Source organism: Novosphingobium sp. HR1a, from assembly GCF_015594425.1.
Lineage (GTDB): Bacteria > Pseudomonadota > Alphaproteobacteria > Sphingomonadales > Sphingomonadaceae > Novosphingobium > Novosphingobium resinovorum_A.
Map to the genome: position 1 here is coordinate 47,744 of NZ_JABXWS010000091.1, position 15,847 is coordinate 63,590.

General features: G+C 65.7%; 11 protein-coding genes. 3 read left to right on the top strand and 8 right to left on the bottom strand.

Annotated elements, in window-relative coordinates; all coding sequences use genetic code 11:
- Window positions 1-456: 456 nt before the first annotated feature.
- The 4 genes from HWN72_RS24145 to HWN72_RS24160 all read right to left on the bottom strand — a co-directional run bounded on the left by HWN72_RS24145 (window position 457) and on the right by HWN72_RS24160 (window position 5,436).
- On the bottom strand, window positions 457-1,485 hold the full coding sequence (locus HWN72_RS24145) for a LacI family DNA-binding transcriptional regulator (RefSeq protein ID WP_008832368.1): 1,029 nt from the start codon (window positions 1,483-1,485) through the stop codon (window positions 457-459).
- Window positions 1,486-1,550: 65 nt separating this feature from the next.
- Window positions 1,551-3,176 carry a GMC family oxidoreductase gene (locus HWN72_RS24150; protein ID WP_008832369.1) on the bottom strand — a complete coding sequence of 542 codons (1,626 nt, stop codon included), beginning with the start codon at window positions 3,174-3,176 and terminating at the stop codon, window positions 1,551-1,553.
- An 11-nt stretch (window positions 3,177-3,187) separates the two neighbouring features.
- The gene (locus HWN72_RS24155; protein ID WP_008832370.1) at window positions 3,188-4,489 is read right to left on the bottom strand and encodes an MFS transporter; all 1,302 of its coding nucleotides are present in this window, start codon (window positions 4,487-4,489) and stop codon (window positions 3,188-3,190) included.
- A complete protein-coding gene (locus HWN72_RS24160; protein WP_008832371.1) occupies window positions 4,486-5,436 on the bottom strand; it encodes a sugar phosphate isomerase/epimerase in 951 nt (316 codons plus the stop codon). The genes HWN72_RS24155 and HWN72_RS24160 overlap by 4 nt, the downstream gene beginning before the upstream one ends.
- A 368-nt stretch (window positions 5,437-5,804) precedes the next feature.
- On the opposite strand from HWN72_RS24160, the gene HWN72_RS24165 reads away from it, so the two are divergent.
- Window positions 5,805-6,857 carry a sugar phosphate isomerase/epimerase gene (locus tag HWN72_RS24165; protein ID WP_211151593.1) on the top strand — a complete coding sequence of 351 codons (1,053 nt, stop codon included), beginning with the start codon at window positions 5,805-5,807 and terminating at the stop codon, window positions 6,855-6,857.
- Window positions 6,858-7,103: 246 nt separating this feature from the next.
- On the opposite strand, the gene treF is transcribed toward HWN72_RS24165, so the two are convergent.
- Complete coding sequence (gene treF, locus HWN72_RS24170; RefSeq protein ID WP_008832373.1) at window positions 7,104-8,708, bottom strand: alpha,alpha-trehalase TreF; 1,605 nt, start codon at window positions 8,706-8,708, stop codon at window positions 7,104-7,106.
- A gap of 418 nt (window positions 8,709-9,126) precedes the next feature.
- On the opposite strand from treF, the gene HWN72_RS24175 reads away from it, so the two are divergent.
- Entirely contained in the window at window positions 9,127-11,535 is a 2,409-nt protein-coding gene (locus HWN72_RS24175; protein ID WP_289357108.1) for a TonB-dependent receptor, read from the top strand.
- A gap of 34 nt (window positions 11,536-11,569) precedes the next feature.
- A complete protein-coding gene (locus HWN72_RS24180; RefSeq protein WP_008832375.1) occupies window positions 11,570-12,466 on the top strand; it encodes a ribokinase in 897 nt (298 codons plus the stop codon).
- Window positions 12,467-12,595: 129 nt separating this feature from the next.
- Here the strand turns inward: HWN72_RS24180 and HWN72_RS24185 are convergent, their stop codons facing one another.
- The 3 genes from HWN72_RS24185 to HWN72_RS24195 all read right to left on the bottom strand — a co-directional run bounded on the left by HWN72_RS24185 (window position 12,596) and on the right by HWN72_RS24195 (window position 15,732).
- A complete protein-coding gene (locus tag HWN72_RS24185; protein ID WP_008832376.1) occupies window positions 12,596-13,816 on the bottom strand; it encodes a CynX/NimT family MFS transporter in 1,221 nt (406 codons plus the stop codon).
- A 160-nt stretch (window positions 13,817-13,976) separates the two neighbouring features.
- Entirely contained in the window at window positions 13,977-14,612 is a 636-nt protein-coding gene (locus tag HWN72_RS24190; protein WP_008832377.1) for a cysteine hydrolase family protein, read from the bottom strand.
- On the bottom strand, window positions 14,605-15,732 hold the full coding sequence (locus HWN72_RS24195; RefSeq protein ID WP_008832378.1) for an LLM class flavin-dependent oxidoreductase: 1,128 nt from the start codon (window positions 15,730-15,732) through the stop codon (window positions 14,605-14,607). The genes HWN72_RS24190 and HWN72_RS24195 overlap by 8 nt, the downstream gene beginning before the upstream one ends.
- Between the last annotated feature and the right edge of the window lie 115 nt (window positions 15,733-15,847).

Below are 15,847 nucleotides of genomic sequence, written 5' to 3' on the forward strand. Positions count from 1 at the left end.
CACACGGCAGGACTTGGGACGGCCATCCCGGATAGCCTTCGGCCGATAACGATGCGAACCCTAACGACGGCCACATGGGACTTTCCGATGGAATACAGGTCGAGCCGGGCTGCACCGTGAGTTACCCGGCCGCTCGCCAGAGCTTCACGGAAAACAAAACCCCGCGTCCCTGCTTGGACGCTCCCGACGCCGACCCGATGTTACCTTCGGATGCGTTGATTTCCCCGGCGTAATGGCCCGCACTCGCCAGCGGGTGTTTTTGTGTGCGCTGACTGCACGCACACCCCCGTCATCCCAGCGAAAGCTGGGACCGCTGGCCGCGTAAAACCCAACCCTCGGCTAGGCGTGCTGACGATAGTTGGCCGTAACAGGCCAGCGGTCCCAGCCTTCGCTGGGATGACGGGGTTGGAGGGACGACGCGCGCGCATCCTCCCTGGCACGGGGAGGGGGGAGGATTCAGGCTTTCTTGCGTTTTTTTCTTGGCGCGGCCGTCGACTGACGCACGATCAGGCGATGCGGAAGCACCACTTCGCGCGCCGGTCCCTCGTGGTCCTGCTGCAGGAGCGAATCCAGCATCAGCCGCATCGCCGCCTCGCCGATCTCCACCGTGGGGATGTGCACCGTGGTCAGCGGCGGGATGGCGAAGGCGCCGAAACGCAAGTCGTCGAAACCCGCCACCGACATCTCGTCCGGCACGGAAATGCCGCGCTGATGCAGCGCGCTCATCGCGCCCATGGCCATCTCGTCGTTGGCGCAGGCGACGGCGGTGAACTCCGCGCCGCTGTCGAGCAGGCGCACCATCGCATCGTAGCCCGACTGGAGCGAGAAATCGCCGCGCGCCACCAGCGCTTCGTCGAACTCGATCCGCGCGCGCAAAAGGCCCAGCTTGTAGCCGGAAAGACGGTCCATCGACATGAACTGGTCGAGCGGCCCGGTGATCGCGGCAATGCGCTGGTGCCCCAGTTCCGCCAGATGGCCGACGATCAGGGCGCTGGCCTCATGGTTGTCGGTGCGCACGCGCGGCAGGTTTAGGTCGGGCGGATACTCGCAAGCCGCGACCATCGGCGGCAGCTTGCTCTTGGCCGGGGGATTGAGGACGATGTCGGGGAGGTTCTTTTCCAGCAGGATGAGCCCGTCGGCCTGCTTGCCCGCGATCATCGAGGTGAACTTGTTGAGCGCATCGACGTCACCCTCGGTGATGCCGAGCAGCACGCGCATCTTGTTGGCGCGCGCGACGTTCTCGATCCCCTCGACGAAGGCTGAGGTGAACGGGTTGTAGATGCTGGGCACCGCGACGATCACGTTGTCGCTGCGCTGGCGGCGCAGGCCCGCGGCCAGGTGGTTCGGCTCGTAGTTGAGGTCGGCGATGGCCGCCTCGATCCGCTCGATCGTGGCCGGGCGCACCAGCGAGGGGGTGCTGAGCGCGCGCGACACTGTCGCTACCGATACTCCCGCGACGCGGGCGATGTCCTTGATGTTCGCCATTGGATGTAAACGTTACATAGCCGCGAGGGGCGGAGCAAGCGAAGTTGCGCGATGCGCAACTTTCGTCACGCCGCCGCAATCACCTCCGCCGCGCGCCACGCAAAGGCCATCGCCGGGCCGTTGGTGTTGCCCGAGATGCCGGTCGGCATCGCCGAGCAGTCGGCCACGTAAAGGCCGGAGACGCCATGGACCCGAAGGCCCGCATCGACGACGCCTGCATTGGGACCGGCCTCGGCCGAGCCCATGCGGCAAGTGCCGGTGCCGTGGAGGCCGGTCGAAACCATCCAGTTCGCGGCCTGCTGGATCTCCTCGTCGGTCTGGACGGAGGGGCCGGGCACGGTCTCGGCGCCGATGTAGGGGGCGAGGGCGGGCTGGGCCATGATCTCGCGCACCTTGTGGATCGCGCGCAGGATCGTGGCGCGGTCCTCGGGCGCGGCGAACCAGTTCGGCACGAGGCGCGGCGGGGCGGCGGGGTCGGTGCTCGCCAGTTCGACGTAGCCGTGGCTATTGGGGCGCAGGCAGAAGGCGGTGGCGGTGATCCCGGGGACCGCCTCGGTCTGTCCGCGCCCGGCCTCGGGCTTGTCGTCCTCGGACGACGCCATGGAATAGGGCGAGATGCCGAGTTGCAGGTCGGGCCAGTCCTTGTCCGCCTCCAGCGAGGCCATGACCGAGACTTCCGGCAGCAGCGAGGCCATGAGGCCCTTGCCGGTGAGGATGTAGCGCAGGCCATGCCAGTAGGCGCGCCAGCCGCGGAATTCGTGGTTGAGGCCGCGCGCCTTGTTCAGCCGCCATGACAGGGCGACCATCATGTGCTCGTTCATGTTGCGGCCGACGTGCGGGTTCTCATGCACCACATCGATGCCGTGGCGGGCGAGAACGTCGGCGGGGCCGATGCCGGAAAGCTGGAGCAGCTTGGGGCTCTGTAGCACGCCTGCGGTGAGGATGGTGCGGCCTGCGGTGAAGGCAACATCCTTACCCTCGATTTCGGCGAGGACGCCGGTGGCCTGCTTGCCCGCGAACGTAACGCGGCGCACCAGCGCGCCGGTCAGGATGGTTAGGTTCGGGCGCTTGGCCGCGGCCTTGAGGAAGGCGGTATAGGCGGTGACGCGATTACCGCGCGGGTCCACGGTCTGCTGCGTGCGACCGGCGACTTCGGTGCCCGGCGCGTTGACGTCGTCTAGGACGGGAATGCCCGCCTCGCGCGCCGCCTGCAGGATCGCGCCGGTCAGGACCGGGTCGCCCTCCGGCACTTCGGTGACTTCGAGCGGGCCACGCTTGCCACGGCGACCGTAGCTTTTGCCGTGGTAGTCTTCGAGTTCCTCGTAGCAGCGCTCGATCTCGGCCCAGTTCCAGCCGGGATTGCCCTGCGCTTCCCATGCGTCGTAGTCGCGGGGCTGGCCGCGAAAGTACCACGTGCCGTTGACCGCGCTCGAACCGCCGAGGCCCTTGCCGTAGAACCAGGTTTCGCCGGCGGGGCGTGTCCCCTGCTGCTCGGCGGGGAAGGGCCAGTACCACTTGGGCTTGGTCCAGATCTTGATCATGCCGCGCGGCATGCGGACCATCAGTTCCTCGTTGCGGCCGCCCGCTTCGAGGAGGAGCACCTGGCTTTTGCCATCGGCGCTCAGGCGCTCGGCGAGGACGCAACCGGCGCTGCCCGCGCCGACGATGATGTAATCGAACTCAGTGCGCATGCTCGGGGCTCTCAAGCGTTCTTGTAGGCAGGAAGGAAGCGGAACAGGATGAGCGAGAGGCCCATCGCCACATAGCTGGCGGCAGGCAGCCAGACGTGCCCGGCCATGACGGCGGTGACGACCTCGGGCGTGACGGGCGCCTTGGCGTCGTAGGCGGCAAGGCTGAGGAACCACGCGCCTGCCGCACCGCCCACACTCATGCCCAGTTTCACGCCGAAGCTGGAGGCGGCGAACAAGAAGCCCTGCGCGCGGTAGCCCGATTTCCACGCGCCGTAGTCCACCGCGTCGGCCATCAGCGAGAACAGCAGACCGCCGATCAGACCCTGCCCGATATAGGCGACGCAGTTGGTCGCGATCAGCCAGGTGTGGTCGTTGGAGAGCGGCATGATCGCGGTGAAGACGGTGGCGACCGCGGCGCCGATCGCGCCGGTCATGCGCTTGCCGATAGCGTTGGCGCAGACGCCCGCAAAGCCGGTGCCGACCAGAACGGCGAGCATCGTCAGCATGAGGGTGGAGGTGAACTCCGCCTCGCCCAGCACGCTCTGCGCGAAGTAGACGAAGGACTGGATGTGGCCGGTAAAGCCGATCCAGAAGAAGAAGTTGACCAGCATCGTCGCGATCCAGGGCCAGTTGCCCTTCGTCGCTTGCAGCGACTGCGCGGTGGTGAGTTTGGCGACGGAATGGTCCACCTCGACCCGCTCGCGCGTGTTGGCGAAGGCGTTGAGCATGCAGACCAGCGTGATCGCGCCGGTGATCGCGGCGAGGACTAGAAAACCGTGCGCCTCGTCCCCATTACTGAAAGTCTTGACCAGCGGCAGCGCGGCGTAGCCGATGCCGACCGTGGCCGAGGAACCGATGAACTCGCGCAGGGCGTTGACAGTGTTGCGCTGCCTGGGATCGCGGGTCAGCGTCGGCAGCATGGAATTCAGCGGCAGGCTGACGGCGGAATAGAGAATACCCATCAGCGTATAGGTCGCGAAGATGAAGGCGATCTTCTGCCAGCCCTCCAGCGGCGGTGCCCAGAACACGATGGCGCCGCAGACCGCGAAGGGTACGGCGAGCCATAGGAGGAACGGTCGATGTTTGCCCCAGCGGGTTTCAGTGCGGTCGATCAGCAGGCCCATCATCGGGTCGAACACGGCATCCACGCAGCGCGCGATCAGGAACAGCGAGGCGACCGTGCCCGCGCTGACGCCGTAGACGTCGGTGTAGAAGTAGAGCAGGTAGGCATTGGTCATGCCGAACGGCAGGTTGATGCCGAAGTTGCCCAGCGCGTAGCTGAGCTTCTCGCGCCAGGTCAGTGCGCCGTTCATGCAGCGGTCTCGTTGGAAAGACGGTCCAGCACTTCGCCGGCGAAAGCCAGCGACTTGCGGGTTTCGGTCAGAGGATCCGGCACGGCGTCGATCTCCAGGATGGCCCACTTCTGGTCGGCCTTCGATAGCATGAGCTTGGCCCAGCCGTCGAAATCCACGGTGCCTTCGCCGATGGCGCAGAAATATTCGCGGTGGGCGTGATGGATGCCATGATCGATCGGGATGTTGATCGGCATCGCGCTCTTGGCGTCCTTCCAGTGCGCGGTGACGACACGCTCGATGTGGCGCGCGACGACGGTGACCGGATCGCCGCCCGAAAGCAGGATGTGTGCGCTGTCAGGGCAGAAGCCGACGTAGACCGGATCGGTCAGCATCAGCAGCAGGTCGATGTCGCGCGGCTGACAGAAGGTGGAGTGGGCCTCGGTATGGAGCGCGAGGCGCACCCCGTGCCGCAGCGTCAGCGCGCCGAGACGGTTGCAGAAGTCCGCCGCCTTGCGGGCGAATTCCATGTCGACGAAGACAGGCGGCTCGGCGTCCCAACTGGTGCGCATGGGCAGGCCCATGACCATGATGTCGGATCCCCAGGCGGCAAGCGCCTTCGCCGATTCCTCGGCGCTGTCGAGCCAACGGGCCTCGGTCTGCGCATCGCCCATGCCGCCCTCGATGGCGACGTCGGCGAAAAAGCCGCTGGCGATGGCGAGATTGCGCCGGTCAAGCTCGTCCCTGGCCGCTTCGATCGAACCATAGGCGGCGATCAGGCCTTCCGGGCCGAAGGGGGAGAAGGTGAGTTCGATGCCGGTGACGCCGCTTTGCGCCAGCGTGTCGAGCATGCGGTCCCAGAAGGCGCGGGGCTGTTCACGGCCGAAAGTGACGACCTCCTGCTCATTCGCCATCCCCCAGAAACCGGGATGGAAGAACGTGATGAGATCGACGCCGAACGACAGCATTTAGATGGATACCTCAGCCTGCGACGGCGCACCGGCCATCGCCGCGCGCCACCAATGTAAACCTTTTCTTTTCTTAAAAAGGCCCAATCCTCGCATGTTGTCAAGCGATGGCTGTGCCGGGCTTGCGCGAATGGCGGAATTCCCGGTAATTAGCCGGTGGTATCGTTTTCATTAAACGACCGTAACCAGCGTCGCAAACGGGAAAGAAACGTCGTTTATGGTCGTATTCGCAAGCGCTTTGCGGGCGGACTGCCCGGAAAGGCTCCTCGAATCGCTCGCCACCTTCTATCGCGACAGTGCGATGCGGTTGGATCGTGCGTTTCGGGCGCGGAAAACGGTCTGACAGGAAATAAAGAGGTTCGCAGGACATGAAGACCATCAAGGGGCCGGGCATCTTCCTCGCTCAGTTCGCCGGTAACGACGAGCCGTTCAATTCGCTCGATTCGATCGCGGCGTGGGCGGCCTCGCTCGGCTACAAGGGCGTGCAGGTGCCCAGCAACGACGCGCGGCTGTTCGACCTTGAAAAGGCGGCGGACAGCCAGGACTATTGCGACGAGGTGCTGGGCATCCTTGGCCAGCATGGTCTGGCGCTGACCGAACTGTCCACGCATATCCAGGGCCAGCTGGTCGCGGTCCATCCGGCCTATGACGCGGCGTTCGACGCCTTCGCTCCCGAAGCGGTGCGCGGCAATCCCGGCGCGCGGCAGGAATGGGCGGTGAACCAGATGCATCTGGCGGCAATGGCCAGCGAGCGCCTTGGCCTGACGACGCAGGCGAGCTTCTCGGGCGCTTTGGCGTGGCCCTACTTCTATGCATGGCCGCAGCGCCCGGCCGCGCTGGTGGACGAGGCTTTCGCCGAACTCGCCCGCCGCTGGCAGCCGATCCTCGACCGCTTTGACGAATGCGGCGTCGACATCGGCTTCGAACTGCACCCTGGCGAGGACCTGCACGACGGCGTGACTTTCGAGCGTTTCCTCGAGGCAACCGGCAATCACCCGCGCGCCAATATCCTCTACGACCCCAGCCACATGGTCCTGCAGCAAATGGACTACGTCGGCTTCCTCGACGTTTATCACGAGCGCGTGAAGTGCTTCCATGTGAAGGACGCAGAGTTCCGTCCCTCGCCCAAGGCGGGGGTCTACGGCGGCTATCAAGGCTGGGTGGAACGCCCGGGCCGGTTCCGCTCGCTCGGCGACGGGCAGGTCGATTTCGGAGCGATCTTCGCGAAGATGGCGCAGTACGACTTCGCGGGCTGGGCCGTGCTCGAATGGGAATGCGCGCTCAAGCATCCGCAGGTCGGCGCGGCGGAAGGTGCGCCGTTCATCGAAAAGCATATCATCCGGGTGACCGAACATGCCTTCGACGACTTCGCGGGCGGCGACGGAGCACTGCCGGATTTCCGCCGGATGGGCATGTCCTGATACTGAGGGCCTGAGAATCGGAAACCCCGGGAGTGCGGAAGCTCCCGGGGTTTCTCTTTTACCGTCTGCGGTTGCGACCCGAGAAGGCTCTGCGCTTGTCCGGCACAGGTGGCGGAGGGAGGAGATCACCGCCTGGCTACAAAAAGGCCCCTCGGGGCCACGCATGAATCACATATAGATGTAAACGATAACATCTGCAAGCTGTACGAAAGAACAGCGAGTCCCGAAACGGCGCAGCTACCGGCGTTACTGTTCACTGCCGGAAGTCGGGGCGCAAGTTCGCAGCGTAGTGCCGGGTACAAGTGCCGGATAGCGTTCGAGAATTGCCGCCGTGACACCATTTGTCCAGCCGAAGCCGTCCTGCAGCGGATACTCGCCGCCGCCGCCCGCGCGGCGTTCCTCCACGTCGTATTTCTCCAGCATCTTGCCCGTTTCCAGGTATGTGCAGTTCACAGTGCCGAGCCAGCGCGCGGCGACGTCCTTCGCCAGAGCGTCCTGCCCACCGCGGTGCAGCCCCTCCAGGGCGACCCATTGCAGCGGCGCCCAGCCATTGGGAGCATCCCACTGTTGGCCGGTGCGCAGGATCGTCGTTCGGATGCCGCCTTCGCCCAGAAGTGCGCGCCGCGTGGTTGCGGCGATGGCCGTGGTCTGCGCGGGGGACGCCATGCCGACGAAGAGCGGAAACAGCGTGGCGGACGACTGGACGCTGCCTGGCGTGCTCTCGTCGAGAAGCCAGTCGGCGAACCGCCGCTGGCGGCTCTGCCACATGTATCTGTCGATGGCGCCTTTGCGCGCTGCGGCCCGCTGGAAGAATTCGCGCGTGCAGGGCTGATCGCCTGCCTGTTTGCAGCCTTTCTCGATACGCTTCTCCATCGCCCACATCAGAGCGTTGAGATCGACCGGCACCACCCGCGTGGTGCGAATGGTCGCCAGGTCCTGCGGGTCGGAGAGCCAGCGCGAACTGAAGTCCCACCCGCTTTCCGCGCCCGCCCGCAGGTCACGGTAGACTTCGGCGGCAGGCCGTGCGGAGGCCTTGGCAGTGGCGCGGTCCTCTGCGAAGGATTCGTCGCGCGGCGTATCGCGGTCATCCCAGTAGCGGTTGAGCACGCTGCCGTCGGGCATGCGCACCACCCGCTCGCACGCTTTCGCCGCACGGGCACAGCTTTCGCCGGCCATCCAGTAGGCATGCTCCTTGCGCAAGGCCGCGAGACGCCGGGCGCGGACGGTGCCGTCGGTCTGTTTCGAGAGGTCCAGCATGAGAGCGAAGAACGGCGGCTGCGAACGGCTGAGGTAGTAAGTGCGGGTGCCGTTAGGGATGTGACCGAAGCGCTCGATCAGGCTGGCGAAGTCGTCGATCATCCCCTCGACCAGATCGTCGCGGCCATCGGCGACGAGGCCCAGCATCGTGAAGTAGGAATCCCAGTAGTAGATCTCACGGAACCGCCCGCCCGGCACGACGTAAGGCGACGGAAGCGCGATCGCCGAACTTGCGGGCGGCGGCGTGACCGCGTCGCGCGAAAGCTGCGGCCACAATGTCCTTATGTGTTCGCGCAAGGGGGGCAGCGGCTTGTCGTTGACACCGGGGACGGTGAAGTTGTCGAGCACGAAATAGCGCAGGTCGGTCGGAGAGGTCGGCGGCTTCGCCGCGTACTCCGCCATGATCGCGTCGGGTGCGCGCCTGGGCACGGCGTCGGCGAACGTCTTGCCGTCCTCGAAGACGTGGCCTTCCTGCACCGCGGCGAAAAGGTCCCCGAACTGATCGGCGGGGGAGGGCTGGGCATTGGCCGTCAGGGCGAAGGCCAGGAATGATGTGCCGAAGCCCGCGCAAAGGCGGCGTACCCTGCTGCTCACGAAACGTATTCCGGCAATTGACTTCCCCTCTGGCCGTGCTCTTGGCAGAGGCAACGGGTCAGACTGCACAGGGTTTCATGAGAATTGAGGCAATCCGCATTGCGGCCATCGTCACCCAGGCGCCTTGAGGGCCGGTTCTTTGCGCATGATGCCCCGCCGTTTGATCGCGAGCGCACGCGGCCAGTTGTCGCTTGCGTCGGCGTGTGATTCGCCGAAGTTTCGACGGGCGGCCCACTCACCCCACAATTCACGGGGGGGGGCAGGGTCAGACAAAAGGTTCAGGGAAAAGCGCAAGCGACGAGTGCAGGGCGAACCGGAATACCGGTCGGCAGCCCTTCGGGAATGGGGATCTTCGGCAGCGGAAAGGCGGTGCCAACGCGCGTACCCATGCGGTGCGCCTTCACAGATGGGGGTTATTGTGACCACGACTGCTCGATTCATGGGCGCCACCGGCGTCTCCGTCCTCGCATTGCTGGCAGCGACTTGTCCGGCTTCGGCACGGGCCGAAGCGGCGGACGCGGCCGCCGATACCGCAGCGGCGGCGGCTGAGGGCGGCGGCGGTCCGATCGGCGAGATCGTCGTCTCGGCGGAGCGCACCAACGTCACTCTCCAGAAGGCGTCGCTTTCGGTCACGGCGGTCACCGACGATACGCTGAACAAGGCGAACATCACCGAAGTCACCGGCCTCAACGGCAGCGTGCCGGGCCTCGTCGTCGCCAAGAGCGGCGGCGGCGAGCGGATGATCTCGATCCGCGGCATCGGTTCGGAGACGCCGGAGAACCCCTCGACCCAGCCGGGTGTCTCGTTCCACGTCGACGGCGTCTACATCTTCAATTCGATCGCCGCGAACGCTGCCTTCATCGACGTCGCGCAAGTCGAAGTGCTGCGCGGTCCGCAGGGCACGATGTACGGGCAGGGATCGACCGGCGGCACCATCAACGTGGTGTCGAAGCAGCCCGACGCCTCGGCGCTGTCCGGCTCGGCGAACTTTGGCTACGGCAACTACAACATGCTCAAGGCCGATGCGGCCATCAACGTGCCGATCACCGATACGCTGGCGATCCGTGCCGCCGGGCAGCGCCTGCGCCATGACGGCTATGCCAAGGCCACGGATGTCGCCGGGCAGCCCGGCTATGAACTCGACGATGCCGATGAATGGGGCGGCAAGCTGGCCGTCAAGTGGACCCCGACCGACCGCGTCTCGGTGCTGCTCTCAACCATCCAGTACAAGGGCGACCAGAACGCGACCGCGCAGAAAAACGTGCTCGATCCCAATCCCGACCCGCGCGAACTGACGCAGGATTTCCCGGGCAAGACCTATATCCGCACCCAGCTCTATTACGGCGTGGTCAAGTTCGACCTGGGCGGCGCAACGTTCAGCTCGATCACCGGCTACCAGAAGCTGCACAGCGACCTGTCATGGGACGGCGACGGGCTGAACCCGGCACTGTTCCTGCAGGCCAGCGGTGGCTTCTACAACTACGACCACATCGCCACCTGGCAGCAGAACACCGCCTCTTGGACGCAGGAATACAACATCGCCTCGGACAACGAGGGGCCATTCCGCTGGATCGTCGGCGGGGTCTACCTGCGCTCGAAGAACAAGAACTACATCAACGAATATCGCGACAACAAGGGCGACGGGCTTAACCCGCCGCTGGCCACGGGCACGCTGTTCAGCGATCCGCTGGTCAAAGCGATCACTTATGCCGAACTCTCGGCCATCACCCGCGAGGCCTATGCCGGGTATGCGCAAGGCAGTCTCGAACTGACGAACGCGCTGACGGTGACGGCGGGCATCCGCTACAACCACGACAAGTACAGCGGCGTCAGCGACAGCATGTCCGGCGGTACCAGCGGGCAGACTTCAGGGGCCTATCTCCAGCCTGCGCCGACCCTCGGCACCAGCACCGGACGCCTGACCGGCAAGTTCGCGCTGGACTACCAGTTGACCCCCAGCAACATGGTCTACGCCAGCTACACGCGCGGCTTCAAGCCGGGCGGCATCAACAGCGCGGCGGCGAGCGGGAACAGCTCCTACACCATCTTCGGCATGGAGACCGGCGTGAAGCCGACCTACAAGCCCGAGACTTTGGACTCGATCGAGATCGGTTCCAAGAACCGCTTCTTCGGCGATACGCTGCAGATCAATGCCTCGGCGTTCTACTACTTCTACAAGGACCTGCAGTTCCTCGAGGAGGACGCGGTGCTGTTCGGTGAGGGCATCAGCAATGCCCCGAAGGCGGAAGTCTACGGCGCCGAACTGGAGATGGACTGGCACGCCACGCAGCACCTGAGGTTCGAGGGCTCGCTGTCGCTGCTGCACGGCAAGTTCACCGAGGACTATCTGGCCCTCAACGCCACGGCTGCCGACGCGGCACAGGTCGCGGCGGGCTATGGCGGCGTCGGCGGCTTCTTCGCCAATTTCGGCAATGCGGTCTATGTCCGCGAGGCAGCGCGCGCGAACATCAACGGCAACAAGATCCCCAAGATGCCCTCGGTACAGGGATCGGCGGCGCTCTCGTGGACCGGCGATATCGGCCCCGGCGAATTCACCGCCCGCGCGCAGTACATCTATCGCGGCAAGTTCCAGTCGCGCGTATTCAACACGCCGGGGCAGGACGATACACCCGACTACTCGCAGGTGAACCTGTTCGCCAGCTACGCCTTCGCCGATACCGGCTTCAGCGTCTCGGCCACGGTGACCAACCTGTTCGACACGAACGGCATCAACTCGCGCTTCACCGATCCTTACGGCAGCGGGCAGATCTCGGACACCTACATCCCGCCGCGCCAAGCACTCTTCTCGGTCGGGTACAAGTTCTGATAGATTGGGCGAGGGAGCCGATCCGGGAGTCAGCATGAGCGTCACCGTCTTCGGTTCCCTCAATCTCGACATAGCGCTGCGCCTGCCGGCGAAGGCCGCCTGGGGGCAGACCCTGCTGGTAGAGGACAGCGCGCAGGCGATCGGCGGCAAGGGACTCAACCAGGCGGTGGCCTCGGCGCGGTTCGGATCGGTCACCCGTATGGCGGGGGCTGTCGGCGACGATGCGGCGGGGCGCCTGCTGCTGGAGGCGCTTGGCGGTGATGGCGTCGATACCGCGCATGTCGAGGTGCTGGCAGGGCAGGGCAGCGGTCGCGCCACGATCCTGATCGAACCCGGCGGCGACAACATGATCGCGGTCGAGGCCGGGGCCAACCTCCTGGCACGCGCCGAGGTGGCGCTCGGTGCGATCGACGCGGTGACGCGGGTGCTGCTCGTCCAGCTGGAAACCGATATCGATGCCATTGCCGCGCTGTTCGCCAGCGATGCGGCCGCGCATGTCCGCAGGATCGTCAACGCCGCTCCGGCCATCCCGGCGGGCGCGCGGCTGTTCGGCATGGCGGACATGATGATCTTCAACCAGACCGAGTTCGCCGACTATCTCGCGCTGGACCGCGAGCCGGAGACGCTCGACGATCTGCTCGTGGCACGCCGCCTCTTGGCGCGGCCGGATCAGACTGTTGTGGTGACGCTCGGCGCGCTGGGATCAGCGGCGATCGGGGTGGAGAGTGCGACGTTCGTGCCTGCGGTTCCGGCCGAGCGGGTGGTCGATACCAGCGGCGCCGGGGATTGCTTCTGCGGCGTGCTCGCCGCCTGCATCGATCAGGGCGTGGGTCTGGAAGCGGCGCTGCGACTGGCTAACGCTGCGGCGTCGCTCTCGGTAGGGCGCAGGGGTGCCGCGCCGTCGATGCCCTTGAGGTCGGAAATCCCCTAAAATTCCTCCCCGAGCTTGCTCGGGGAGGGGAACCGCCCGCGCAGCGGGTGGTGGAGGGGGGAGAACCTCGCGCAATTCCCCCTCCGCCACCGCCTTCGGCGGCGCCACCTCCCCGAGACAAATGGGTCTTTACTCCGCCGCCACGACCTGCACAGCCTGCACCCCGCGCTCGCCCGGCTTGCGCAGGATCGCGACAGCGCAGAACAGTACCGCACTCAGCACCGCAAGGCCGAGGAAGATGCCGGAGAAGCTGCCGGTTTGGTCCTTCACCGCGCCGCCCAGCGCCGGGCCGATCGCGGCCGAGGTAGATACCGCCATCATGATCGAATAGAGTTCCAGCGAAGCGCGTTGTCCGAAATAGGACTGCAGCAGCATGACGGTGCTGACGTAGCTGAAGCCCAGCCCACCGCCGAACGTCACCATCCACAGCATCAGCGAGATCGGTCCGTCGATCATCGCCAGCGTAGCCGCGGAGACTCCCAGGCACCCCAGCGAGAACATCGTCAGCGTCCGCGCGCTGGTCTTCTCACCCGCGATGCCCGCCAGTGCCGATCCGATCGCGCAGACCAGAGCCGCAAGACTTATGAGCTGCGAGGCGCGATCCTGCGCGATGCCGTGCTCCATCAGGTGCTGGTAGGCGAAACCGTGCGTGGTCGTGTTGATCGCAAGGCACGCGGTATAGGCGAGCACGACGACCCAGAACTGCACGGTCCCGAGCGCGCGGCGCACGGTCCACTCGGCCGGTGCACCCGGGGACGCGACGTGCTCCTCGGGCGCGGCGATGTGGAGGCGTCCGGCGGTGAGGGTGCAAAAGCCCCCCACGACGACCGAAGCCACGGCGAAGAGCAGCCAGTAGAAGCGCCAGTCGAACCCGGCGCTCTGCGATCCGTACCACAGCAGCGGCCCGGCGACGGCGCCGAGGTTGCCGATCGTGAAGTAGAGCCCCAGCACCGTCGAGCGGCGCCGGAAACTGCTCGACAGGATATGCACGGCAGGCACGGTCCCGCAGAAGCAGTAGCCGATGCCGAGCAGTGTGGTGCCCAGATAGTAGCCCATCACGCCGGTCGAGGTGTAGAGCAGCCAGAAGGCCACGAACAGGATCACCGTCCCCGCCGCCAGCGTGCGCCCGATGCCGAGCTTGCGGATCGTCAGCGCGGGGGCGAGGCTGACGATCCCGCAAGCCGTGCCCAGCAGGGTGAAGCCGAAGCCCGCCTGCGCCCAGGTCATGCCGAACGCCTCGACCATCGAGGGCAGCACCATGCCCAGCGAGTTGAACGTCCCCGCCGAGAGCAGGAAGTACATCAGGCACAAAGCCTGAAGCACGATCATGACGAGCAGACGGGTGTTCATCCTGGTATGATCCCTGTGGCGGGGCGGGTGGAGGCGGCGGTGTTTCTCGGCACCGGCCACCGGCTGAGTACAATCATGCGTATCGACACAAGCGCGGTGCCGACACTTCTCTCCACGCGGAGCAAGATGGCATCCATGGCCCGCATCGTCGAGAGGGTGTTCACGCGCTCCACGCAGCCATGACCGCGTCGGTGGTCACCAGCAGCGAGGTATTCGCGGCCAGCGCCTTGAGCGCGTGGGCGTGAAGGTCCGGTTCGTAGGCTGCGCAGGCGTCGGACACCACGAACGTATGAAAGTCACGGTGAAAGGCGTCGCGCGTGGTGGAATCGACGCAGCACTCGGTGGTGAGGCCCGTCATCACCAACGTGTCGATCCCGCGCGCGCGAAGTTGCTGTTCCAGATCGGTGCCGTGGAAGCTGGAATAGACCAGCTTGGATATCTCGATGTCGCCCGGCTGGGGGAACAGGCGATAGTAGTCCTCGCCGCCGCTGCCGATCCGGCAGATGCCTTCCTCGCCGGGCGTGCCGCGCCGGGCCATCAGCGTCTTCAGAGCCTCGGAATCGGTTTCGGGGCGCGTCATCACGCGCATGAACGCTAACGTAACTCCGGCCGCGCGGGCGGCGGCGATGAGCATCTCGATCCGGTCGATCGCGGCCTCGGCCGGGGCGAGGTCGATGCCGAAGCGACCGATCAGGCCCTCGGGCGCGGCGAAGTCGACCTGCACGTCCACCACGATCAGGGCAGTGCGGGCGGGAGCGATCATCCCGGCGGGGTCGATGTGCGGCAAGTCAGCCATGCGCGGGTTCCATCCGGCTCGGGAAGCGCTCGCGCAAGGTCGGCAGCACTTTTTCGCCGAATATGGGCAGCGCGGCGTGATAATCCGGGAAGATCAGCATCAGCCCGTCGAGCGAAGTCTTCTCGAAAATCTCCGACAGGCGCGCCGTCACCGTCTCCGGGGTGCCCAGCACATGCGGGGTCATGAAAGTGGAGCGGGCCTTCTGGGTGAAGGCGTTCTCCTTGCCGATCTCGCTATCGAGGAAGCCGTAGGCACGCATCATACCGTGGAGAGCTTCCTCGTCGAAGCCGGCACGGAAACGAGCGGCGGTTTCCTCGGCGGCCTCGTCGGTGTCGCCGAACACCACGGTCATCATGGAGTACGTACGGATCTTCGCGCCGTGCCCGGCCGCCTCCGCCTTGGCGTCGGCGCTGGCCTTCGCCAGTTCCTCGACGTTGCCGCCGGACAGGAACAGCGCGTCCATCTCGTTGGCGGTGAACTCTATGCCGACTTTCGAGGTGCCCGCGCAGACGAGGAACGGTGCCCTGGAGGGTTTGGGGTTCGACATGCAGTCGTCGAGGGTGAAGTGCTTGCCCGCCATCGTCACGGAGTCCTGCGTCCACAACGCCTTGATGCCGCGTATCCACTCGGTCGCCAGCACGTAGCGTTCGTCATGATCGACGCCCTCGGGCCAGGCGCCCATCTGAGAGAATTCTCCCTTGTAGGAGCCGGTCACCACGTTAAGCCCGGCGCGGCCATGGCTGATCTGATCGAGCGTGGCGATCATCTTGGCGGTGACGGCGGGGTTCTGCAGGATCGTGTGGACGGTCGCCCAGACTTTCACCCGGCTCGTCGCCTGCGCCAGCCCCGCCATCAGCATCGGCGAGTCCAGCGACGTGTTCCAGTGCTGCGTCTCGCCGCCGTAGCCGCGGTACTTAGCCATCGCCATGATGAAATCGAGGCCGATGTCCTCGGCCAGCCGCGCGGCCTTGAGGTTATAGTCGTAGGACCCGTCGAGCGTGGGCGCGTTCTTCGACAGGATCCAGCCACCGTTCGCCATCGGCATGAAGATGCCGAGGTCGCGTCCTCCGGTGTCGGACGGGAGGCCGAAGCTCTCGGGACGCGGTTGGCTTTGGATCATCGGGCTCCCCTGACTGGATTTCTCGGCAAAGGCTAGAATGGGGCGCGGCGCGGTTCTTGTCACCCTGCGCCCATGCTGTTGTCGCCGCTCAAGGCATCGGGCGCGAGGGGCATAG